Source organism: Collimonas sp. GW821-FHT02H07 (assembly GCF_059421505.1).
In genome coordinates this window covers 582,439-605,757 of sequence record NZ_JBWKVC010000002.1, presented here as the reverse complement: position 1 = coordinate 605,757, position 23,319 = coordinate 582,439, and the positions used below count along the sequence as shown (strand labels likewise).

Genomic DNA, 23,319 nt, shown 5'->3' with positions numbered 1-23,319 from the left:
TTAATTATCGTTGACGAGGCAGATCATGGAAGTGCGAGCAATTCTCCGGCAGCATATCTTGCTCATTGGCGCATTGCTGCTGATGGCAGGCAGTATTTCCGAGGCGTCTGCGCAGAGCATGACACCGCTTACCGGCAAGCTGCTGCAAGAGCCCGTGGCCGCGGCGCCGAATCCGTCCGTGCCGTCGGCGACGCCCGCTGGGGCCGCTACATCGGCAGCCGTTCAAGTGGCGGCAGCGAATACCCAGGCTGCAGCGCAGCCGCCAGCCCGTCAAGCGCCCCCGGAGCGCGAGTCAAGGATACGCGTCGGCGATGTCACGCGCACTTTATTGCAGGCGCAAGCCGACGGCCGTGTCGCCGGTCCCCGTTTGCCCATACTGGGTGCAACCGCCGACGCCAGCTGGCAGCGCTATCTGGATAGTTTCAAGCACCCGTTGCCAGAGCGCTTTGAAAATACGGTATCGAAGAGCACATCAAATTGATCAATACGGACTGCGACAAGCGACACTAAACTGGCGCCAACCTATCATGCCCTCATTCTTGAGCGACGCTGCAGCGCTGATTCCTGCTCCATCCTGGCGGCGGGACGACAGGCGCCGCGCTCGTGGATCAGTCGCGGTGATGGCAGCAATTTTCCTGTCGCTCGTGGTGATATTGCTGTCTTCGATTGACATCGGCTACATGTTTTACATGAAGCGGGATTTGCAAAAGGCAGCTGACCTGGCTGCGTTGGCAGGTACCCAGCAATTGGTCAGTACGCCGCTGGCCGGCAATCCGACGACTTGCAGTGCGACCGATGCGCCTGTGCTGGCTGCGATCGGCAATGCTCAGGCCAACGGCTTTTCGACGATAGCGCCGAATTCGATGGCGAATGCAATTACCGTTACTTGCGGCCGGTGGGATCCCGTGGCAAATGCTTCCTCGGCCCCAAGCTACTTTGCCCCGCCGACGTCGGGAGCAATCCTGAATGCCGTTCAGGTAGTACTGACTCAGACAGTCCCGGCTTTTTTTGGATTGGGAACGCGTACCCTGAGTACGCAGGCAGTTGCATCGGCTAGCGATCCCTATGCGGCATTCTCGGTTGGATCGAATTTATTAAAAGTCAATGGTGGAGTCGTTCCAAATTTTCTGTCGGCTCTGGGGCTCAATCTTAACGGCACTTCTCTGGTTACCTACAATGGTTTGGCTAACGTGTCGATGACGCCAAATGGCTTATTACAGGCACTGGGCTTTCAAATCCCATTACATGCAAGCGTAGGGACCATCACGCAGTTACTGAATGTGAATACAGCCGGATGTAGCAACGGCATATGCACGCTACAGGCGCTGCTTGGCGCGGTATCCGTTGTTGGGAGTCAGCAGAATTTGATCAGTGCGCTTGGCCTGACCGCAGGGCAACTCAGTTTGCCAGTGCGCCTCCTGTCGATTCCCCCCAATGCGGATGGTACAGGCGGCAGCGCTGGACTGTTTACCTTAATGAATGCCGCAGATGGGCAATCGGCGCTGAATCTGAATGTGAGCGCTCTGGACGTTGTTAGCACAGCTATTGCCGTCGCTAACAGCCACCACGCCTTATCCGGGACCGTCTCTGTGCCCGGTGTGTTAAACACCCAGATTGGCATCGTGGAGCCACCGTCGATTGGCATTGGTGGCCCTGGCACCACTGCTTTTACTGCACAGGTTCGGCTATATACCCGTATTCAGGCCAATTTATCGCCTCTGCTCAGTGTCGATTTGCCTCTCATCGTTGACGTTGTCAATGGCTTGGGGACGCTCAAGAGAATGTGCAACATAGCTGATAGGGATAGCAACGGTAATGACAGGGCTTATATTGAGGTGAATGCTCCGATATTAAGTGTGTGTGCGGGCCAATTTAATGGCGCTGTTGATGGAAGCACCGCTTTTTCAACGAGCGGGGCCTGTAGCAAGAATTTAACCGGCTATCCCAATATGGTCACGGTTCTTGGCATGCATTTGATCAATAGTCCAATTGCCATCGATGGATTGCCGAATAACGGCAACGCGCTTCTGAGCAAAGGGCAGACGGCCACTACCGGCAGCAACAATTTGCAGGTTGGCACCACCTTGAGCAATGTGTTTAATGCTCTGATTGGCGCCTTGACCAGCGGGCTGCTGGGAAACCAGAGCACGAACAGCGGTGTCAATAATAATAATTTGGCGAGCAATCTGTTGTCGAGTACTAACCAAAATTTGACCGCTGCACAGAACACAGTGACTAGCGGTCTGAATTCCCTGAGCACACTCGTCGCCAATCCTGTTTCCGGCCTTCTTAACAGCTTAGGAGGATTGGTAGGCAATGTGCTCTCTAGCGTTGGACAACTCGTCAGTGGCCTTCTCTGCCTCGGAAATAGCCAATGCATATTATCGACTCAACTGGCGGGAAGCCAAAACAGTGGTGGAACCAGTGTCTCAAATGCTGTTGTCACGCTCTTGGGCCTAGTGGTAAATCTGCTGCAGCCAATTTTGAATGCCTTGGGAAGCGCTCTGTCGACACTGCTGAACAACGTACTCGGCGTCCAACTAGGCACGGTCGACGTCAGCTTGCTCGACCTGAATTGCGGCGGCACCAGCGTCAAACTGGTTTATTAATCAAATGGATATGGATAATAATTTCACCATGACGAACAAGCATCAGGGACTGGCCAAACTGGTTCATTTATTGGGATTCGAGCGCCTGATCGCGCCCGTGTTGATCAAACTGATTTACTGGGCAGGCATCGTGGTGATCCTGATCGCCGGCGCCACGGGTTTCGTCAACGCCAGCGGCGACGGCATCGGCCGCATGCTGCTGACTCTGGTTGCGCTGCTGCTGTCCCTGCTGATCTGGCGCCTGGTCAGCGAACTCTGGATCCTGGCATTCAATATTTACGAACGACTGGTTGAAATCCGCGACCTGATGGCGCGCCAGACACAAACGCCGGCGGGGATCCAGCCGGCACTGCGCGACGGTGACTGAAAGATATGACCATGCAAAACAAGCCTTTGCAAGAAAGTCTCGATATCTACATATGGGAAGGCAATTCGGATATTGCCGATCGCATCTCGCTGTGCCTGGCGAGTTTCGATATCGAGGTGATCCGTGCCGACGGCATGCCGGTGACGCGCGACCAGGTGTCGTCGCGGCCTTCGATCGCCGTGATTTCGGTGACCGTGATCGAGCACTCCGAGTTTTCCGCCGACGCCTGGCAGAAATCGCATGGCATGCCGGTGATCTGGGTGGCGGAGGTGGGGCGGGCGGCCAATCCGCGCGTCTATCCTGTCGAGTATTCGCACATCCTGATGCTGGATTTTACTTGCGCCGAATTGCGCAAGCTGGTGTTCCGCCTGGCCTCCGAACTGCATGCCAACGCCGATGCGGATCGCATGCCGCAGCCGCTGATCGCGCAATCGGAATCGATGAAGACGCTGGTGGCGGAAGCCGAAGCGTTTGCCGATTGCGAATCGAGCGTGCTGATCATGGGCGAGACTGGCGTCGGCAAGGAGCGCATCGCGCAGCTGCTGCACCAGCGCCATGGCCGCTACCGGCACGGGCCGTTCGTCGCGGTCAACTGCGGCGCCATTCCGGACGGCTTGTTCGAGTCGCTGTTTTTCGGCCATGCCAAAGGCGCGTTTACCGGCGCCTTGCTGGCCCACAAAGGTTACTTTGAACAGGCCGACGGCGGCACCCTGTTCCTCGATGAAATCGGCGACCTGCCCCTGTATCAGCAGGTCAAGCTGCTGCGCGTGCTGGAGCAGAGCACCGTGACCCGGCTGGGTTCGCAAACCGAGGTCAAGCTGGATTTCCGGCTGGTGGCGGCGACCAACCGCAACCTACGCGAGCAGGTGCAGCAGGACATGTTCCGCGCCGACCTGTATTACCGGCTGGCGGTGATCGAGCTGCGGGTGCCGAATCTGGAAGAGCGCGGCAGCGCCGACAAGATCGCCATTTTCAACACCTTGCTGGCGCAGACCTATGAAGACATTCCGCCGCCGCCTGAATGGCTGCTGGAACTGGTCGCCGCGGCAAAATTCGCCGGCAATGTGCGCGAGCTGCGCAATGTCGCCGAGCGGGTCGGCATCATCTATCGCCAGCTGGGCGTCTGGGACCGCGCCCGCATCGACCGCGTGTTCGATACGCTGGGCACGATGGAGCGGCTGGTGGAGGGCAATGACCTGACCGCGGTCCGCAAGAAATGGGATATGGCGGAACGCAGCCGTATCCTGTCGGTGCTGGACGCCAACGGCTGGCGCCGCCAGGACACCGCGCACGCGCTCGGCATCAGCCGCAAGGTGCTGTGGGAAAAAATGCGCAAGTTTCAGATCGCCGATACCGAGGCGATTGGCGAGGCTGAATAGGGGAGCGGGCGGCAGACCAGCCGCGACGGCGAGTCGAGCGCCGGTTTTTCTTCGTTTGGACGCTATTTTAAACTTTGTCCACAGGGCAATCCGCCCGATGCCGATGGTAAAATAGGCAACAATAGCGTTTTACGTAAAAACAATGCCCAGCAACAATAAAATTGCAGATAAAATTGACTGCATGGTGCATGCTCATGTCGATAATAAAACTTAATGTTAGCGAAGGAATCAGGGGATGAAAGTAACTGTACGCAATGCGGTTCGCGGTTTAGGACTGGGATTGTTCTTTGCCGGCTTGTCGCTTAACGCACTGGCGCAACCCTCCGCTACCGTCAGCCCGGCGCCGGCAACTGTTGCTCCTACTCCGGCCGCCAGCGTGAAAGCGGCGCCAGGCGGCAACAGCACCATCACCGAACTGCAGCAGCTGATGCAAAGCCAGGGCGTGAGCGAATTGCGTACCACCTACAACGGCAATTACGGTTCCAGCCTGCTGTTCAAGCCTGACAACCGTACTTATTACATCGCCTTGTTCCAGCAGAAAAATTTCTGGCGCGTGGTCAAGACCACCTCCGATACCCAGGCCGAGCAGATCTACAAGAGCTTCGTCGGCCAGACCGAAAAGCTGGCGGCGATAGACATCCGCCGGATCCAGCTGGAAGCCGAAAAACAATATACCGAACAACAGATCGCCAGCCAGGAAACGCGCCTCAGCGCGCTGCAGAACGATCTGGTCGTGCAGCAGCAGCAGGAACAGAATGTGAGTGCGCAACAGGAACAGGCGCGCCAGCAAACGCAAGTCCTGAGCAGCAAGCAGCAGGCCGCGCGCACCGAATTGCGCGCCTTGCAAAACCGTATCCGTATGCTGGAATCGCAGCAGACCATCATGGATAACAGCGGCTTCAGCGGCGATAAGGCTATTAGCAAGTAGAACGTGACGGCTTGAATTTCGCGCCAGGCGATTGTTCCTGGCGCCGGCTTGCAAACGAATCGGGATGCGTAAATTGACGTGTTCCGATTTTTTTTGCCTGCCGCAGGTCTTGAATGTGGCGATTGCGTATCCTAAGCGTTCCGCCGCGGCTCAGCCGGCGATGCGCACCAGCTGCCATCCGGCAAAGCCGAGCAGGATGCAGCCGCCAATCCGGTTGACCAGGGTCATGGCGCCCGGTCCTATCTTGTGACGCACCGTGGCCACGCCGCAGGCCAGCAGCATCCACCAGAACGCCGATCCGCAAAATACCCCGAACACCATGATCCCGGCCGCGCTCGGAGCGTTTGCCGCAGGGCCCGCAATGGCGGCGAATACCGCGATGAAGGAGAGGATGGTCATGGGGTTGGCCAAGGTCAGTATGAACACTGAAACGAATGCTTTGCCGGCGAAGATGCCGTTGCTTGCGCTGGCGGCGCCGGCAGGCGGCGCGGCACGCAGAAGCTTGATGCCCATCCAGCCGAGAAACAAGGCGCCGAAAAGCGCCAGCGGCGTCGTCAGCGTGACGAAATAATTGGTCACTGTGGCCAGTCCGAAGGCGCCGATAGCGCCATAGGTGGCATCCGCAGTGGCCGCGCCCAGCCCGCTGGCGAAACCGATGCGCGGTCCGTGCGCGATGGTGCGCTGGATGCAGAGCAGGCCGACCGGTCCCACCGGGGCGGCAATCGACAGGCCGATCAGGGCCGCCTTCAAAAATAAGCCAACATCCACTTTTGATCCTTTACTGGAGGTACTCCGGAAGGCAAATTATCTCAAGATCCTCATGGCCACTGAATAAGCAAAATCAGGCAGAGCTGCTATATTGCCTTTATTATTCTCGTCAAATCTACCTCTCTCCTTCATTATGGAAATTGATGCCAAAGGCTGGAAAATCCTGGCCGCGATCCAGCGCGACGGCCGCATTTCGCTGAAAGCGCTCGCCGACCATTGCGGCCTGTCGCTGCCGGCCACATCGGAGCGGCTCAAACGGCTAGAGGAGGCAGGGATCGTCAGCGGCTATCGCGCCGTGGTCAATGCGGAAGCAGTCGGCTACGGTGTCATGGCGGTGATCGGCATCACCACCGCGCAGCCGGACAAGGCACGCCTGATCGCCCAGCTGCAGGCCATGCCGGAAGTGCTCGAATGCCTGCATGTGACGGGGCAGGATTCGTTTCTGCTGCGCGTGGCCGCCAAGGATATCCGTCATCTTGAGCGTTTCGTCGGCAGCATCAACCACTACGGTGAAACGCGGACTTCGATTGTCATGTCGACGCCGATCGAGCAGCGTTCGATTGCCCAATTTCCTGCCGAATTGTGAAATGAAATCTCGCCAGCCGCCCTGGTGCGAGCAGGCGGAAACAAGGTGCGCATGGCGCGCGGTGGCGCTTGGCAGCCATTCGACAGCATGCGCGCGGCAAGCCTGGGATGTTTTATATGCAAGACCCCAAAAAAAGAAATGGGCTATGTCCTGTTTTGGACATAACCCATTCCGACTGTTACCTTTCAAGAGGTAGGTTTACTTTACATTCATCGTGCCGTTCGCGTCAACTGTAGAAATTCACAGCCTGATGGCGCGGACAAAGCTGGCACGCCTTCGCTCTCGCTTATACCTCAGCCGGTTGCAGGCACGGCGTTGCGCATGACGCAGAGGTGGCCGCGCGCCCCGGAGTTAATTAAAAATGGCCCCTTTTTCCGTTTGGACGGGCATCTAGGTAAGACCGTGTTGAAAACAACGCATCAGGCAATGCGTTGTTCGACGCGTTTTACACTTTTACCTGGAGGCGCCTGTGCTTGATAAGAATGCGTTACGAACACTTCGGCTAAAGAAAGCCGCATCGAATTTGGCGATCGTCATTTCCGGCACGCTGCTGCTTGCTTGCAGCGACGGCGGTTCGGGCCTGCAGGGCGCGGTTTCTTCGGCTGCGGCACAGCAGCCGCAAGCCAGGCCGGCAACCATTACGCCTTCAACCACGGTCGCTGCACAGCCGGCCACGACGCCGGTAACCACAACCCCCACGGCTGCAACGCCGATAGCGACGATCCCGGCAGTTACAACGCCTATCGCTGCAACGCCAACCCCGCCAACGCCGACAACACCCGCAGTTACCGCGGCTCCCGCCGTCGCGAAACCCGGTCTGTATATCAGCGAAGTAGCGGCCAACTACCGCCGTACGGATGGCGTCAGCTGGGTGGAGGTTTTCAATAATTCGCCGCAAGCGATCCATCTGAGCGACTATCGCCTGCGCGCCACCGGCTGGAATATTGCCACGCAAGATATCAGTACGGCGCCGATGAATTTCGATCTGCCGAAAGTGGATATTCCCGCCGGTGGCTATTTCGTCATCGCCGGGAAATTCATGCCGTTCCTGACGGATACGGACAAGTCGGCCTATGTCTCCAAGACTGCCGTCGCCAACGGCAGCAGCAAGACCTATCTGCCTTACTGGAGCGACACGGAAGGCTTTGTCGAACTGCTGACGGCCAGCGACAACAAGACGGCGGATTTCGTCCGCTTCGGCACTTCGGCGGTCACGCCGCAGACCTCATCGGCATGGAGCGGCGCCAATGTGGCGGCGTTTCCCGCCAAGCCCAATTACGTGACGGTAGCCACGCCCGATCCGCTGGACAGCTACGACGGTTCGATCGTGCGGCTGAGCAGCAGTTTCACGGCCAGCGGCAGCAAGGGCGACTGGAGCAGGGTGGCGTTTTCGACGCCGGGCGGACCGAATGACGTGCCGGCCAATGCGATCGACAGCGACAAGGACGGCATCCCGGATTCCGCCAAAGTCCAGGGCGGGACATTCGGCGGCATGGATTTGTACAGCCTCGGCGCGCGCAAGGGCCAGCGCGATATTTTCATTCACGTCAACTACATGAGCAGCGCCACCGACACCGCGGTGACGCCGCAGAAGAATGCCTTGCAGATGGTGGTCGATGCGTTCAGTACGCATAACATCAAGATTCACTTCGATGCCGGCAATCTGTTCAGCAGCTCGGTTTCCCCGGCCAGCTTTAATCTGTCGGGCGACGTCAGCCATCAAGTCGCCTTTGAGAAGTGCACGCAGATCCTTTCTTCGACCGCCACTTCCAATTCCGACTTCACGCCCGATGCAGGCTGTTCCAGCATCTACAAATATTCGAGCGGATCGTTCGATGTCCGCCGCAAGCCGGTGTACCGCTTCATGCAGATGGCCAGTTCGCAACTCGCCAGCGGCGCCGGCGGCTCGTCCGGCATCGCCGAGCTGCCGGGAAATAAATTCCTGGTGACGCTGGGCGGCTCCGGCTTTACGCCGAATAACGCCAGGCTGCAAACCATCCTGGTCAATTTCCAGGGCGGCACCATCATGCATGAATTCGGCCATACCCTGGGATTGCATCACGGCGGCTTCGAGGACCAGAACTACAAGCCGAACTATTTCAGCATCATGAATTATATGTACCAGCTCAATGGCCTGCCGGCCAATGCGAGCGGCGGCAACCCGCTGCAACGCTACTACTACACCGTCAACAACGATTTCAATTCGCCGGTCCCGGGCTATGCCACGGCGGGCTCCTACAGGCTCTGCGATCTTCCTGAAGGGCCTTGCAATGCGGTGTTCAAGATCGATTATTCCAACGGCTCGGGCAAGAGCCTGGATGAAGCCAACTTGCTGGAAGCCGATAACATCGGCCGCGGCAGCGTGAATGGCGCCTATCTGGACTGGAACCTGAACGGCGTGCAGGATCCGGCGAGCTATGCCTATGACTACATCAATGGCCGGACTGTGATGCGGGACAATGACGACTGGAGCAAGCTGATCCTGGCGGCCAATCCTCATCAAGTCGCCACGGCAGGCTTGGAAGCCAAGGCGGGCGCGCGCCTGGGCGAACTCAGGAAACGTGGCATGATCGCCCTGGAGCAGCCGCCATCCGTGCATTTGCTGAAAGAACTCACCAGCCTGAAATAAGCAGCATGAAAATAACGATCGCCATGCATCACTTCGGCTTGCTGCTATCGGCTGCGGCTCTGGCGGCTTGCGCCTGCCAGAGCGTGGCCAGCGATCGCCTGCGGTTCGACGGCATGCCGCCGGAGAGTACGGAAACACTGCTGGAACATGCCGCGGTGAATCCGGCCGGCCAGCTGAAGCTCGACCTTGGCCCGCAAGGGCAGGTGACCATCTCGCCCTGGCCAAGCGCCTTGCCTGGGCAGCTGCAGGCGCAGTACGTCACGCTCAGGCGAACCGCGCATCCGGCCGGTCCGGTTCAGTCGATGCTGTTGCGTACAGCGGAAAGCAAGGAGCCATGGCTGACGCTGGTGGCCAACGGTGGATTGAACTGGGGACTGCTGCCTGGCATTCGTCTGCGTGGAACTGCCGGTGGCGGCGTCAGGATCACGGGCTTGAAAAACGATATCTCCGTGACGGAAGGCAAGGCCGTCAAGTTCCGGGATGCGGCCATGCATTGCTGGCAGTTCAGTCTGCTTGCCGTGCGCCAGCCGCAAGGAATGAAGGGGATCTCTCAGGAAGGCGAGCCGCGCGCCGACTGGTATCTGCGCGCAGATGTGGAGTGCTGAGGAAGCGATGCAGCAAACCTGTTGATCAACATGAAAACGCCGGCAGATCGTCCCGGGTGAAGCTTCTTAGCAGAAGCCGTTCTGTCGCCAGCGGCAATATATCCATTTTGTTCTGTCTCCCAGTGCATCGCGTAACGGCTCCTCGGCGATCGCCCAGACAACACGACAAACAGCGTCATCAATATAGGCTTCTCGGCCTGTTTCCTTGTTTCGCCAGTATACGTGCGCGCGCTTCATTTTATTCCCGGCCATGGGGAGCGGACAGAAAAATATAGTGAGAATAACTTCCGGCCGCAAGCAGTTATACAAGTGACGACACGCAGCAGTGTTTCCAGAACAGGAAACCTGGATAGCTCCCACAGCGCAAAAGAGGCGCAACGGTGCAGTGCCGCCCCCAGTTGGCGCCAGACAAAACCCTGGTGTTCATTTGATTGGCAAACCAAGGATTTCCCCGGTTTGTCATGTATTGCGACCTTACAGGAGATCATCATGAAATTCGCAAAAACCATTCTCGCCATTGGCGTCACGCTCCTCACTCTTGCCGCTGCCGGATGCGCACAGATGGATCCCATGAATACGGCCTCGGGCATGGCGGCAGATCAGGGCAATATTTACTCCGGGCAGTGACGCGGGCCGCAACAGTCCGCCTGCACGGTCTGACGACGGCTGCCCGGTTATTTGCCCTGGCAGCCGTGATGCGTTGCCGCAAACCAAGCGGCGTGAGGATTCTCGCGTATACCGCCGCGCTCTTCGTTTTATTCCCGGATTTGTCGCGGCAATCAAAAAATATCGCAGGAATAAATTCCGGCCGCTGACGGTTATGGGGATATGAGCGTCGGCATTTGCGGCGCTCGGATGCCGCGGGCATCTCCCGACCGAACAGGCAATGGAGGAACTCATGAGAAACGATCGCAAGACACCCCCATATGGCTGGCGTAGTCGTCGCCATGCAGACAAGGCGCAAATCTGGGAAAGCAGGAGATCATCGTGATCGCGGCCGACAAGTCGCGCCGATTCGAAGAGCTGGCGTTGCCGCATCTGGACGCCGCCTACAACCTGGCACGCTGGCTGACCGGCAGCGCGAGCGATGCCGACGACGTCGTGCAGGATGCGTACCTGCGCGCCTTCCGGTTCTTCGACGGCTTCCATGGCGACAACGCACGCGCATGGCTGCTTGCGATCGTTCGGAACACCTGGTTTACCGAATGGCGCAGGCGCAACGACGCAGCTGACGACGCACCCTATGACGACGCACTGCACGACGACGAGCGGCTTCCAGGATGGCTAGACGAGATCGGCAGCGATCCCGAAGCGCTCGCTGTGCGGCGCGACGATGTGGACTTGATTCATCGCGCACTCGGCGTATTGCCGGTCGAATATCGCGAGGTGCTGGTCCTGCGCGAGTTGGAGGACATGAGCTACCGTGATATTGCGACCGTCGCGGGCGTCCCGATCGGCACTGTGATGTCGCGGCTGGCGCGTGGCCGCCGCCTGCTTTGCGCGGCAGTGCGCAAGGCGCAGGGAGGGATGCCTTCAGAGCTTGCGCCCGTGCACGGCAAGGCAGAAGGCAACCTGGTCAGGATGCCTGCGCCGGGTTCACAAAAAGGAGTTAAGTAATGGACAAGAAAGAAACCTTAAGCTCGCTGGGCAGTGTGCTGCGCGACGGGTCGCTCTATCATCGCGCACCTCCCTATCTGCGTGCGCGCGTGCTCGCCGAGTTGCCGCGCGAGTCTCCTCGCCGGACCACCGTCTTCGCGTGGGGCGGCTTCACCACGGATGGCGTGCGGGCATGGCTTAACGGAGGTCTTACGGGGATCGCTGTCTGTGCGCTGGCATTGAGCGCGGCCACCTTGATCCTGCGGCCGACGCCAACCGGCTCGATCGATCAGGAGATTGTGTCGAGCCACGTGCGCGCGTTGTTGTCGCAGCACTCGATCGACGTCGTGTCGACCGATCAGCACACCGTCAAGCCGTGGTTCAACGGCAGGCTCGACTATACGCCGCCGGTCGTCGATCTCGCCGCGCAAGGTTTTCCGCTGGTCGGCGGACGAATCGACTACGTGGGTCACCGCACCGTCGCGGTACTGATCTATCGCTACCAGAAGCACCCCATCGACCTGTATGTATTTCCCGATGCCGGCGGTGCGCCGGCTGCCACCGCACGGGCCTCGGACGGCTATGCGATGGCTCACTGGCAGCGCAACGGCATGACTTACTGGGCCATCACCGATGCCCAATCTACCCACCTGCGCGCGTTCGAGCAAGCGGTGCAGGCAGAGGAAGATCATGAAGAAAACGCGTTGCGGGAATAAGGCGGCTGGGATTCTGGTTTTAAACGGTAGCGAAAAACTGGAGTATCGCCACCCAAAAAAATAAATCGGGATTGACGGGAATATTTCCCTCTCGTTCCTAGTTATACCGTTTACAGGAATGGATTGCATCGATCGGATGCCAGCAAACTTGCAAATCGAAAGGACTTCAACGTGAAACAAAATCGCTTATTCCTTGGCCTGGGCTTGGCCATGCTGACGGGCTTCAGCGGCGCCGCACCCGCTGCCGGCGATACGATACGCGGCCAGGAGCTCTACCACACCATGTGCATGTCCTGTCACTCGATTGACTACAACGGCGTTGGGCCTGCCCACAAGGGGCTGTTTGGCAGGAAGGCCGGCGGTCGTGCTGATTACCAATATTCACCGGCGGTGAAGTCATCCAGCATTGTCTGGGCCGACAAAACGCTGGATAAATGGCTGACCAATCCCGAGCAGCTGATTCCTGGACAAAAAATGGGTTTCATGGTGCCTGACGCAAAAGATCGCGCCGACCTGATTGCCTATTTGAAGAAGGAAGCGGGACGAGAAGAGAAGCCATGAGCACTCGACCGGCCTGTTAAACATGTGTTCTATAACAGTCTGCGCTACAGCTATTCCAACCATTTGAAGGAGAACATCATGATTGATCGCAGAAGTTTTTTGAAACTGACCGTTGTCGGTGGCGGCGCGGTATTCATTTCCGGGCTTTACGGCCAGACGCAAGCAGCAACGACCGACAAGACGGCGGCGGCATCCGTTTACGAAGATTTCTATTTCGTTCAGCTGTCCGACGTTCATTGGGGGTATAGCGGTGCGGCCAATCCGGATGCGCTCAACACATTCAAGAAGACGGTTGCCACTGTCAATGCGCTTGAAGTGCAACCGGATTTTATTATCTTTACCGGGGATCTGACCCAGACGACGGATGATCCGAAGGAACGCCGGCAACGCATGGCCGAGTTCAAAGAGATTGCTGCCGGATTAAAAGTGAAAACGCTGCGTTTTATCCCGGGAGAGCATGACGCTTCGCTCGATAACGGCGCGGCATTCAAGGAAAACTTTGGTCCGGCGAATTACGTGTTTGATCATAAGGGCGTGCATTTCATCGCTTTGGATAATGTGTCCGATCCCGGCGCAAGTATTGGCGATGCCCAACTGGATTGGCTTAAAAACGATCTTGCCAAACAAGCGAAAGATGCACGGATTGTTGTCTTCACACATCGGCCCCTGTTCGATCTGGTACCCAAATGGGATTGGTCCACCCGCGATGGCGACAAAGTAATTGCGTTATTGACGCCATACAGCAATGTAACGGTGTTCTATGGCCACATTCACCAGGAACATCACCACATGACGGGGCAGATCGCGCACCACGCAGCCAAATCGCTGATTTTCCCGCTGCCGGTGCCAGGCTCGCAAGATAAGCGCACCCCCTTGCCGTGGGATGCCGCTGCGCCGAATAAGGGACTCGGTTTTCGCGAAGTGGAAGCTGAACGCAAGGAGAGCGAATACAAGATCGCTGAATTTCCTGTGACGAGGACATAAGCCATGGATCACTCAAGAAGGCGGATATGTTTAAGTGCCGTCTACGGCATCGGGGCGCTTCTATCGGGGGCGGTCATCAATGCCCAGGGGCAGGCAAAGACTGTTGCACAAGAAAGGGTAATAAAAATCCAGGCCAAAAAATTCGTCTATACACCGAATCAAATCGTCCTGAAAAAGGGCGAGCCAGTCGTGCTGGAGTTCACCTCGGTGGATTTCGTGCATGGGTTTAAGATACCGGATATGAATATCCGCGCCGACCTGCCGCCGGGCAAGGTCACTCAAGTCAGGCTGACACCTGACAAGGCCGGTGAATACGATTTTTTATGTGACAATTTCTGTGGCAGCGGCCATGAGGAAATGAGTGGAAAAATAACCGTAATAGATTGATGCATTTTCTGTCTTGATCGGAGGCTTCAGATGAACCAGCAGAAACGCGCAGGCGCGAAAGTCAAAATTTCGACGAACGGCCCGTATATCGTCTCGGGCGATGTGCCTCTCAGTAAGGAGATCATCGGCGCAAACGAAGATGGCGAGTCGGTAAAGTGGGAGCAGGAACAGAAATATCCATCTCAGGAGCAGTACGCGTTGTGCCGCTGCGGCCACAGCGCCAACAAGCCATTTTGCGACGGCTCGCATGCGAAAGCTGGATTTGACGGCACCGAAACCGCGAGCCGCCAGCCGTATCTCAAGCAGGCCAAGATAATGCAAGGCCCGACGATGTCATTGACAGACGTCGAGAGCTTGTGCGCGTTCGCGCGCTTTTGCGATCCGCATGGCGGGGTGTGGAATCTCGTCAGCGCAACGGACGACCCTGCAGCGAGCAAGCAGTTCGTAAGCCAGGCTTGCGATTGCCCTTCGGGGCGGCTGGTGGCTTGGGACAGCCAGACCGGCAAACCGATCGAGCCGATGTATGAGCCATCCATATGCCTGATCGAAGACCCCGCCAAGGGGTGCTCCGGGCCGCTTTGGCTGCGCGGCGGAGTGCAGCTGATCGGAGGCGATGGTTTCGAATACGAAGTACGCAATCGCGTGACCTTGTGCCGCTGCGGCGCGTCGCAAAACAAGCCTTTCTGCGACGGCTCGCATGCGTCGATCGGGTTCAGCGACAAGAACTGAGTCGACATCATGATTCATAGATCGCTGGGCGACAATACCTCTCCCGCCAGGCAGACCGTTCTCAGCCGAGTGCTCATTGTGCTGCCACTGGCGCTCGTCGCGTTCGTCGCAATCACCGTCGGTGTTGTGGCAAGCAAGACCGTCAGGCAACCCTACGAAACTCCTTTTTTTCACCTCTTCTTCAGCGACACCCTGCATATGAAGGCATGGCTGATAACGGCGTCGCTGCTGCTGGCATTGGGCCAGTTGCTGACGGCGTCGCGCATCTATGAAGTGCTGCGCTTCCCGCCGAAGGGGCGCTTCTACCATGTGGTGCATCGCTGGTCTGGGCGTGCAGCCATCCTGCTGACGCTGCCAGTGGCCTATCACTGCATCTTCCTGCTCGGCTTCGGGACATACGATGCCCGCGCCTACATTCACTCATTGCTAGGGTCACTTCTCTACGGGACCGTTCTCGCCAAGGTTCTCATTGTCCGCTCAAGCGGCTTTCGAGGCTGGGCGCTGCCGCTCGCGGGAAGTGTGCTGTTCGCCATTCTCCTGGGGTTGTGGCTGACATCTGCATACTGGTACTTCAGCACCTTTGGCGCTGGCATATGAAATCCCGCGACGGATACAGTATCCGTCACCGTCTCTACCCAGCAACGGAAACCCTTTCGCGAAGCAACGAAGTAAATGCGTATGGATTCAGTTATTTAGCGCGCTATTTCCTTAAGATAGGTAGTGCGGGCAGCAAATGCGGTAGGCGTGAAATCTGTAAATACACCGTCAACGCCGGCTCGGTAAAATGCCAGGTATTCTGCCGTTGGATCCCCCTTATAAGCACCTGCCAGGTATTTCGCTTCGTTGCGGAAGGTGAATATATGAACGAACAAGCCGGCCTTATGCGCGTCGCTGATCAGGCTGGTTGGCTTGACGATGTCGACCTCGGCCAAGCTGGCTTTGGATGGTGAATCTTGGGCTGGAGCGGCGGTGAGCGACATTGCCTGCGGCTTCCACGGACCGATGCCGTCGGCGTAGGTTTTGACCTCCGCCAATCCTGCCGGCGTCAGCATCGCACCGAAGGAGCGCGGGTCGCCCGCGACGGTCCAGCTATATGGGCGGCCGCTGACGAAAGTGTTGGGTTTGTCCGTGATGAAAATGGTTTCGCCGGTCTTGAAGTTCATGCCGTTTCCATCGACTAGCTGAACCGCTTTGGATTTCAGGCCGATAGAGCGCAGGTATTTCAAGCTGGCCGGGTCAAAGCTTTGCACAAAGACCGGGGCGTCTTTGCGATTGAGATCGTTGTCTTTGAGGGCTTTGAGGAAAGCCTCCTCAAACGGATGGCCGCCCGGTGCGCCGCAACCGTTGGCAATGGCCTGGGCATTGTTCCAGATCGGATTTTTGCTTTCCGGATAGGTCGTAATGACGCGGCCTGTAGCAGCGCTTTTCGCTTTTGCGATGTCGATCACTTCCTGAAAACTCAAAATCGGCAACTTGCCGTTAAGCTCCGTCGGGCGCTGGTCGCGGGCATCGTAAGTGGTGCCGCCTATCCATTGCCTCAGTTCGGCCATCGTGAAATCGCTGATTGACCAGTCGTTGGTATGGTCTTCGCCATCAACGATTAATGATTTCAATACCGATTTCGGATCGTTGGGGTCGGTCAAGTCACTCAGGTACTGTGCCGGACCATTTTCTGTTGCGGCGGGATATCCGACATTGATCAATACGCCCGGAACAGTGCGCTTACGGCTTGCAACGCTGGCATTCGTCTTTGCGACTTCGCTGATGTTGGTGTTGTCGCTCAGCCAGGGATTGTGGCGCGCCACCAATACGCAGTCTTTGGTCATGTGCAGATCCAGTTCGAGCGAATCTGCGCCGGCATCGGCTGCATTCTCGTAAGAAGCCCGGGTTTCTTCCGGATACAGTCCCGGCAGGCCACGATGCCCGATAACCAAGGGGCGCGTACCGTCAAGGGTTTTGAACGAAGCAGATGCGGTCGACCCGGCGCCAGGCAAACTCCCGTTCATACTGTTGCAAGCGCTCACTAGCAGGCCGCCTCCGAGAATGATAAAGCGGGCAAGGAATTTTGTGACAAGGGGCGGAGCTGGGCGAGTGTACATGTGTCGTCTCTTCAAGATGGTAGGGAGCGGCTAGCAACCGATAGTAGCCTAAGCACATGACAAAATCATGACGATGCAAGTATGGCCGTCGAGCCTGATTTTGAGCAGATCCAATGGGACGAAAGCGGGACAAGGGCGTAAATAGAAAAGGGCCGGCATGTGGCTGACCCTTATGTATTCTGGCTCCCCGACCTGGACTCGAACCAGGGACCTGCGGATTAACAGTCCGTCGCTCTACCAACTGAGCTATCAGGGAATTGGGAAATTAATTTTTTGCGGGAAAAATACCAGATTGCCGAAGCAATGAAAAAAGGCCCTCAAGTCTGAGAGCCTTATATTCATTGGTGCCGAGAGCCGGAATCGAACCGGCACGCTGTCTCCAGCGCGGGATTTTGAGTCCCGTGCGTCTACCTATTCCGCCATCTCGGCAACGCGTCCGCTATTATGACTTAATTCCGCGGTGCGATCAATAGCCTTTGCATATGAAGCTGTTGTCCCCGGAATATCCCGCCTACCGCCGATATTCCCTTGGCAACAGGCCTCAATTTGCCGTGCGCTGGTACAGGCGGAAACGTTCATCCCTGTCGGAGGGCCGGCGGCCGGTCCACAGCAGCTTCCAGTTGCCTTTGAATTCGCGCCAGATTGCATCGTCGGACTTGACCGAGATATTGTCCTGGTAGAGCAGGAAATCGCAATGCGGCTGACCGTATTCGCCGAATGGGATGTCGCCGAAATAGGCGAACGATGCGCGCTGCGCCGGGCCGACGTTGGTATCCACGCATTGCTTGACGGTCGGCAGATGCTGGTCGATCTGCGCGGCGACGCCGGCATAGCTCTTGCTGTAATTGATCCACGGCAGCCACAATGTCGTAAGCAGCAGCCAGCACAGGATCACGCCGCCGGACGACAGCACCACGGCGCGCCACAGTACCGAGGGCCGGCGCGACAGGCGCCAGTTCACCAGCAAAATCCAGAATACCGAACCGAGGATGGCGATCGCCAGCGCCATCAGGTTGAACTCAGGCTTGAAGCCGGGCGCCAGCTTGTAGACGTTCTTGGCGAGCTGCGCCGGCCAGCCGCTTTCCTTGGCGATCCAGGCCAGCCAGATGAAGGCGGCGCAGGCGGTCAGGGTCATCACCGAGAACCAGTCGACGGCATTGATGGCGCCGCGCTTCATGGTCGGCAGGCCGAATGCGGCCAGGATCACCAGTGCCGGCAGCAAGGGCAGCAAGATGCCTTCTTCCGGATGCGGATTCAGCAGCAGCACGATCGTCAGGCTGATGAAAAATGCCAGCGGCAAGGCGATATGCAGCGTCGAGCGCTGTTCGCGCCAGGCGTATACGGCCCAGCCGGCGAACGGCCAGGCCGGCCAAGCAAACCAGATGCCGTATTTAAAGTAATACGACAGGGCGGTCCAGGTCGGCCAGCTCAGTTGCTGAAGATTGAATGTTTCCCAGGCGACGCTGCGGTCGACGCCGTGCGGCAGCAGGGCGCAGCTTGCCGCCAGCCAGATGCCGCCGACGAGCAGCGTCACCGGCAAGGTCACCAGCAGCAAGTCTCTGACGATCGCCTTTTCCCGCATCAGGGCCAGCGTCAGCAGCCCGCACAGCAGGGCAAGCGGCAGCACCCAGCCGCGGGTCAGGATCAGCAAGCCGAAGGTCATGCCGAGCAGGGCGGCGCTGCGGATATTGCGCGCTTCAAACAGGCGTACTGCGACATAGATGGAAAACGCTACCAGCGAAATCTGCAGGCTTTTGGCAGTGGCTTCGTGGCTATGCGACAGCAGGCCCAGGCAGCCTAGGTAGATCAGGAAAGCGCCGTCGGCCAAGGTACGGCCGAAGTCGAGCGGTTCAGGCTGGCCGCCAAAGGCCAGCCGCAGCGGCTGCGCTTCGGCGCGCCGGCCCAGCAGGTAGGTGGCGTACCAGACCGAGAGCGAGCCGACCAGGAAAAACGTCACGGTGGAGAGGCGGGCTGCCAGCGGATCGCTGAGCAGCCAGCCGAACAATTTGATGAACAGCGCGCCTATCCAGTAGGTCAGCGGGCTTTCGGCCGGCATCGGCAAGCCGACGATGTTCGGCGCCAGCCAGTCGGCCCAGCCGCCGTGGGCCATGGTCCAGGCGATGCCGAAACTGGAAGCATCTTCATTTTTCCAGGGATCGCGCCCGATCAGGCCCGGCAGGATATACAACAATCCCAGTGCCCACAGCCCCCAGCGTGGCAGTGCGCTGGTGGCGGAAGCAGGGAGGCGGACGGGCTTCATCACAATGGTGTTTGATCAATGTTGAATTGCTGGGTATTGTGCCGGATAGCAGGGTACTTCGCTATTGCTGAGAGTAATTTTTGTTCTTGATGTTCTCAAGCGTACATACAATTATTTACTATTTATCAAAGCGTTAGCTCGTTAGCTGTTGCAAAGGACAGTCGCCGCAAATCCTGATTCCTGATAAATAAAAAAAGGCAGCCGCAGCTGCCTTTTTGAACAAACGGTCGAATTATTGATTCGCGATCGCTGTTTTGGAACCGACAGTACCGAATTTCTTGCGGAACTTGTCAACGCGGCCGGCGGTGTCGACGATCTTGTGCTGACCGGTGTAGAACGGATGCGATTCCGATGAAACTTCAATCTTCACCAGAGGGTATTCTTTACCTTCGTGGGTGATGTTTTCGCGAGTCTGGATGGTCGAACGTGTGATGAACTTGAAATCGTTCGACACGTCGTGGAACAGAACTTCGCGGTAATTTGGGTGAATGCCGTCTTTCATAATTGCCTCAATTGAGTGGTAGCCAATCAATCACTTCGTCGGTCGTCTTGCTTCTTGACCCGATTGTCGATCACTTGCCGGGGGTGGAAAACCGTAAATTATACAATAAATCCCGCCGGGAATTGGAAAAAATGAATGAAATCAGTGCCTTGGGCATGTAAAACAGTCCTGCTTCCTTCGTTTTCCGTGCTGCGGGAACCCCGGGTGGGCAAAGCGCCCACCCTCGTCATTCCTAGGCTTTGACCGCGACAGGCGTTTGATTGCCGCTTTTACGATACAAATACAATGTTGCAATCAAGCCACATATTGCCGCGGCAGTCATCCACATGCCCGGCGCGCCCTTGTCGCCGGTGTATTCGATCAGGCCAGTGGCGATGGCCGGGGTGAAGCCGCCGAAAATCGCCGTCGCCAGGCTATACGCCAGCGAAAAGCCGACGGTGCGCACTTCGACCGGCATGATTTCAGTCAGGGCCACCACCATCGCGCCGTTATAGCTGGCGTACAGGAAGGACAGCCACAGCTCGACCATCAGCATCTTCTGGAAAGTCGGATCGGCCACCAGCCACGACATGGCCGGATAGGCAGTCAGGATGGTGAGGACGGTAAACAGGATCAGCAGCGGCTTGCGGCCGATGCGATCGGACAGCGCGCCCATCACCGGCAGCCAGATGAAGTTTGAAATGCCGATGCAAAAAGTCACCAGCAGGGCATCGGTGGTGCTCAGGTGCAGCACGCTCTTGCCGAAGGTCGGCGTGTAGACGGTAATCAGGTAGAAAGACACGGTGGTCATCGAGACCAGCATCATGCCGGCAATCACCAGGCCCCAGTTATCCACCATCGAGCGCAGGATTTCGCGTACCGGCGGTTTGTGCTTGCGCGCCATGAATTCCTCGGTCTCCTGCAGCGAGCGGCGAATCACGAACAGCACCGGCACGATCATGCAGCCGATGAAGAACGGCACGCGCCAGCCCCAGTCGGCGATCTGCGCCGGCTGCAGCCATACTTGCAGGCCGAAGCCGAGCGCCGCGGCGACGATGATCGCCACCTGCTGGCTGGCGGACTGCCAGCTGACATAGAAACCCTTGTTGCCCGGCGTCGCCATTTCCGACAGATAGACCGAGACGCCGCCCAGTTCCACACCGGCCGAAAAGCCTTGCAGCAGGCGCCCGATCAAGACCAGGAACGGCGCCGCATAGCCGATGGTGGCGTAGCCCGGCACGAAAGCAATCAGCATGGTGCCGAGCGCCATCAGCGCCAGCGTCGTGATCAAGCCTTTGCGGCGGCCCACCCGGTCGATATAGGCGCCGAGGATGATGGCGCCCAGCGGCCGCATCAGGAAGCCGGCGCCGAAGGTCATGAAGGTCAGCATCAGCGAGGCAAATTCGTCGCCGACCGGGAAAAATGTCTTGGAGATGTAGGTCGCGTAAAAACCGAACAGGAAGAAATCGAACATCTCCATGAAGTTACCGCTGGTAACCCGCAGGACTGTGCCGAATTTCGATTGGCTGGGTTGAGTAGTCGCCATGATGTGTCGTTGGGGAAAGGGAGGTTCGCAAGGATAGCATTTAACCGCTGGACTTGTTCTGACTATGTGTGACGATATTGTCCGTATCTGTTGCTTAAAATCACCATTCACATCGTTTGGCTGCAGCCATGCGGAAAGTGCACTGCACCAATTTCTCCGAGCACAAAAAAAATCTGACGTGCTTGCGCAGGTCAGATTTTTTTGTCTTCCGCTTGCCGTCAGCAGCAGGCGGAATGGTCAACTTCGGTTAACCGCCGCGTCGCATCATGTCGAAGAATTCGGCGTTGTTCTTGGTTGACTTCATCTTGTCGAGGATGAACTCCATCGCTTCGATTTCATCCATGCTGTACAGCAGCTTGCGCAGCACCCAGATTTTTTGCAGCTGGTCAGGCTTGATCAGCAATTCTTCGCGGCGGGTGCCGGACTTGTTCAGGTTGATGGACGGGTACACGCGCTTCTCGGCGAGGCGGCGTTCGAGGTGGACTTCCATGTTGCCGGTACCCTTGAATTCTTCGTAGATCACGTCATCCATGCGGCTGCCGGTTTCGATCAGGGCAGTCGCGATGATGGTCAGCGAACCGCCTTCTTCGATGTTGCGGGCAGCGCCGAAGAAACGCTTAGGACGCTGCAGCGCGTTGGCGTCGACACCACCGGTCAGCACCTTGCCGGAAGCAGGGATCACGGTGTTGTAGGCGCGCGCCAGGCGGGTGATCGAGTCCAGCAGGATCACCACGTCTTTTTTCATTTCGACCAGGCGCTTGGCTTTTTCCAGCACCATTTCTGCAACCTGCACGTGGCGTGTGGCCGGTTCATCGAAAGTCGATGCCACCACTTCGCCGCGCACCGAGCGCTGCATTTCGGTCACTTCTTCCGGACGTTCGTCGATCAGCAGGACGATCATCACAGTGTCGGGATGGTTGGTGGTAATCGCATGCGCAATGTGTTGCAGCATGACCGATTTACCGGACTTCGGCGACGCCACCAGCAGGCCGCGCTGGCCCTTGCCGATAGGCGCGATCATGTCGATGATGCGGCCGGTGATGTTTTCTTCGCCGCGCATGTCGCGTTCCAGCGGCAGCGGCTTGTTCGGGTGCAGCGGCGTCAGGTTTTCAAACAGGATGCGGTGCTTCGACGCTTCCGGCGATTCGCCGTTGACCTTGTCGACCTTGACCAGCGCGAAATAGCGCTCGCCGTCTTTCGGCGTGCGCACTTCACCTTCGATCGAATCGCCGGTGTGCAGGTTGAAGCGGCGGATCTGCGAAGGCGAAATATAAATGTCGTCGGTGGACGCCATGTAGCTGGCGTCGGGCGAGCGCAGGAAGCCAAAGCCGTCAGGCAGGACTTCGAGGGCGCCATCGCCGAAAATCTGTTCTCCTGATTTCGCGCGCTTTTTCAGGATCGCGAACATCAGTTCTTGTTTGCGCAAACGCGCTGCGTTATCGATGTCTAGGCCGATTGCCATTTCTAGCAGGGCGGAGACGTGTAACGCCTTCAATTCAGATAAATGCATAGGTATGAGTGTCCCGGGATGGGAAATATTGGGTGGGGGAGGGAACTGCGTGGTGTAGTCAGTAAAACACAAGCGGCGATGCGGGCGCATCGCCGCGGTTCTTGTTATATATTCGAATCAATGAATGCAGTCAGCTGGCCCTTGGCCAACGCGCCGACTTTTTGAGCGGCAGGAACGCCGTTCTTGAACAGGATCAGTGTCGGGATGCCGCGGATGCCGTGCTTGGCCGGTACTGCCTGGTTGGCATCCACATCCAGTTTGACGATCTGCAGTTTATCGCCGTATTCCTTGGCCACTTCTTCCAGGATAGGAGCAATCATCTTGCATGGACCGCACCACTCAGCCCAGAAATCGACCAGGACCGGTTTGTCGGATTTGAGTACGTCTGCTTCAAAAGCTGCGTCGGATGTGTGTTTAATATGTTCGCTCATGGTTTCCTCAGTGTGAGGGAAAAATAATCAATGTGTGCCAAGACGACTTACCATTCCTGCTTGGTGGCTGCCTGCGGCGTTCCCTATTCTAGTGAATAAGTGGGGATGCCGTGCGCGAATTCAAGTTTCTGTGGGTGTGGTAAGAGGT

The 23,319-nt window shown here is 57.6% G+C and carries 23 protein-coding genes and 2 tRNA genes; 16 read left to right on the top strand and 9 right to left on the bottom strand.

Annotated elements, in window-relative coordinates; all coding sequences use genetic code 11:
* The first annotated feature begins 25 nt into the window (after nucleotides 1–25).
* From AC07V8_RS05915 to AC07V8_RS05895, 5 genes are all read left to right on the top strand, one after another.
* A complete protein-coding gene (locus AC07V8_RS05915) occupies nucleotides 26–481 on the top strand; it encodes a DUF3613 domain-containing protein (RefSeq protein WP_494677706.1) in 456 nt (151 codons plus the stop codon).
* 46 nt (nucleotides 482–527) lie between these two features.
* Entirely contained in the window at nucleotides 528–2,609 is a 2,082-nt protein-coding gene (locus AC07V8_RS05910) for a TadG family pilus assembly protein (RefSeq protein WP_494677705.1), read from the top strand.
* Between the two features lie 10 nt (nucleotides 2,610–2,619).
* Entirely contained in the window at nucleotides 2,620–2,976 is a 357-nt protein-coding gene (locus AC07V8_RS05905; RefSeq protein WP_494677704.1) for a DUF4282 domain-containing protein, read from the top strand.
* 11 nt (nucleotides 2,977–2,987) lie between these two features.
* The gene (locus AC07V8_RS05900; protein WP_494677703.1) at nucleotides 2,988–4,355 is read left to right on the top strand and encodes a sigma 54-interacting transcriptional regulator; all 1,368 of its coding nucleotides are present in this window, start codon (nucleotides 2,988–2,990) and stop codon (nucleotides 4,353–4,355) included.
* A 235-nt stretch (nucleotides 4,356–4,590) separates the two neighbouring features.
* Nucleotides 4,591–5,283 (top strand): DUF2968 domain-containing protein, encoded by a 693-nt coding sequence (locus tag AC07V8_RS05895; RefSeq protein WP_494677702.1) that lies wholly within the window; start codon nucleotides 4,591–4,593, stop codon nucleotides 5,281–5,283.
* A 150-nt stretch (nucleotides 5,284–5,433) separates the two neighbouring features.
* Here AC07V8_RS05895 and AC07V8_RS05890 read toward each other — a convergent pair whose 3' ends face one another.
* Entirely contained in the window at nucleotides 5,434–6,051 is a 618-nt protein-coding gene (locus tag AC07V8_RS05890; RefSeq protein ID WP_494677701.1) for a LysE family translocator, read from the bottom strand.
* Between the two features lie 133 nt (nucleotides 6,052–6,184).
* On the opposite strand from AC07V8_RS05890, the gene AC07V8_RS05885 reads away from it, so the two are divergent.
* From AC07V8_RS05885 to AC07V8_RS05835, 11 genes are all read left to right on the top strand, one after another.
* Nucleotides 6,185–6,637 (top strand): Lrp/AsnC family transcriptional regulator, encoded by a 453-nt coding sequence (locus AC07V8_RS05885; protein WP_098495588.1) that lies wholly within the window; start codon nucleotides 6,185–6,187, stop codon nucleotides 6,635–6,637.
* A 523-nt stretch (nucleotides 6,638–7,160) separates the two neighbouring features.
* A complete protein-coding gene (locus AC07V8_RS05880; protein ID WP_494677700.1) occupies nucleotides 7,161–9,266 on the top strand; it encodes a hypothetical protein in 2,106 nt (701 codons plus the stop codon).
* Between the two features lie 5 nt (nucleotides 9,267–9,271).
* Nucleotides 9,272–9,871 (top strand): hypothetical protein, encoded by a 600-nt coding sequence (locus AC07V8_RS05875; protein WP_494677699.1) that lies wholly within the window; start codon nucleotides 9,272–9,274, stop codon nucleotides 9,869–9,871.
* A gap of 489 nt (nucleotides 9,872–10,360) precedes the next feature.
* Complete coding sequence (locus AC07V8_RS05870) at nucleotides 10,361–10,498, top strand: hypothetical protein (protein ID WP_158229208.1); 138 nt, start codon at nucleotides 10,361–10,363, stop codon at nucleotides 10,496–10,498.
* Between the two features lie 360 nt (nucleotides 10,499–10,858).
* Entirely contained in the window at nucleotides 10,859–11,488 is a 630-nt protein-coding gene (locus AC07V8_RS05865; protein ID WP_494677698.1) for an RNA polymerase sigma factor, read from the top strand.
* The gene (locus AC07V8_RS05860) at nucleotides 11,488–12,183 is read left to right on the top strand and encodes an anti-sigma factor family protein (protein ID WP_494677697.1); all 696 of its coding nucleotides are present in this window, start codon (nucleotides 11,488–11,490) and stop codon (nucleotides 12,181–12,183) included. Before AC07V8_RS05865 ends, AC07V8_RS05860 begins: the two co-directional genes overlap by 1 nt.
* A 123-nt stretch (nucleotides 12,184–12,306) precedes the next feature.
* Complete coding sequence (locus AC07V8_RS05855; RefSeq protein WP_494677696.1) at nucleotides 12,307–12,744, top strand: c-type cytochrome; 438 nt, start codon at nucleotides 12,307–12,309, stop codon at nucleotides 12,742–12,744.
* 78 nt (nucleotides 12,745–12,822) lie between these two features.
* On the top strand, nucleotides 12,823–13,728 hold the full coding sequence (locus AC07V8_RS05850) for a metallophosphoesterase family protein (protein ID WP_494677695.1): 906 nt from the start codon (nucleotides 12,823–12,825) through the stop codon (nucleotides 13,726–13,728).
* A gap of 3 nt (nucleotides 13,729–13,731) precedes the next feature.
* Complete coding sequence (locus AC07V8_RS05845; protein ID WP_494677694.1) at nucleotides 13,732–14,115, top strand: cupredoxin domain-containing protein; 384 nt, start codon at nucleotides 13,732–13,734, stop codon at nucleotides 14,113–14,115.
* 30 nt (nucleotides 14,116–14,145) lie between these two features.
* Entirely contained in the window at nucleotides 14,146–14,844 is a 699-nt protein-coding gene (locus tag AC07V8_RS05840; protein WP_494677693.1) for a CDGSH iron-sulfur domain-containing protein, read from the top strand.
* Between the two features lie 9 nt (nucleotides 14,845–14,853).
* Nucleotides 14,854–15,441: a DUF6529 family protein gene (locus AC07V8_RS05835; protein ID WP_494677692.1), complete on the top strand. Its 588-nt coding sequence runs from the start codon at nucleotides 14,854–14,856 to the stop codon at nucleotides 15,439–15,441.
* A 95-nt stretch (nucleotides 15,442–15,536) separates the two neighbouring features.
* Here the strand turns inward: AC07V8_RS05835 and AC07V8_RS05830 are convergent, their stop codons facing one another.
* From AC07V8_RS05830 to trxA, 8 genes are all read right to left on the bottom strand, one after another.
* A complete protein-coding gene (locus tag AC07V8_RS05830; protein WP_494677766.1) occupies nucleotides 15,537–16,850 on the bottom strand; it encodes a glycerophosphodiester phosphodiesterase family protein in 1,314 nt (437 codons plus the stop codon).
* A gap of 273 nt (nucleotides 16,851–17,123) precedes the next feature.
* A tRNA-Asn gene (locus tag AC07V8_RS05825) sits at nucleotides 17,124–17,199 on the bottom strand.
* An 86-nt stretch (nucleotides 17,200–17,285) separates the two neighbouring features.
* A tRNA-Leu gene (locus AC07V8_RS05820) sits at nucleotides 17,286–17,372 on the bottom strand.
* Nucleotides 17,373–17,484: 112 nt separating this feature from the next.
* Nucleotides 17,485–19,203 carry an ArnT family glycosyltransferase gene (locus tag AC07V8_RS05815; protein WP_494677765.1) on the bottom strand — a complete coding sequence of 573 codons (1,719 nt, stop codon included), beginning with the start codon at nucleotides 19,201–19,203 and terminating at the stop codon, nucleotides 17,485–17,487.
* A 232-nt stretch (nucleotides 19,204–19,435) separates the two neighbouring features.
* The gene (locus tag AC07V8_RS05810; RefSeq protein WP_038486217.1) at nucleotides 19,436–19,705 is read right to left on the bottom strand and encodes a type B 50S ribosomal protein L31; all 270 of its coding nucleotides are present in this window, start codon (nucleotides 19,703–19,705) and stop codon (nucleotides 19,436–19,438) included.
* Nucleotides 19,706–19,937: 232 nt separating this feature from the next.
* A complete protein-coding gene (locus tag AC07V8_RS05805; protein WP_494677691.1) occupies nucleotides 19,938–21,230 on the bottom strand; it encodes an MFS transporter in 1,293 nt (430 codons plus the stop codon).
* Between the two features lie 247 nt (nucleotides 21,231–21,477).
* A complete protein-coding gene (gene rho / locus AC07V8_RS05800; RefSeq protein ID WP_014004861.1) occupies nucleotides 21,478–22,740 on the bottom strand; it encodes a transcription termination factor Rho in 1,263 nt (420 codons plus the stop codon).
* A 104-nt stretch (nucleotides 22,741–22,844) separates the two neighbouring features.
* Nucleotides 22,845–23,171 (bottom strand): thioredoxin TrxA, encoded by a 327-nt coding sequence (trxA, locus tag AC07V8_RS05795; RefSeq protein WP_494677690.1) that lies wholly within the window; start codon nucleotides 23,169–23,171, stop codon nucleotides 22,845–22,847.
* Nucleotides 23,172–23,319: the final 148 nt, after the last annotated feature.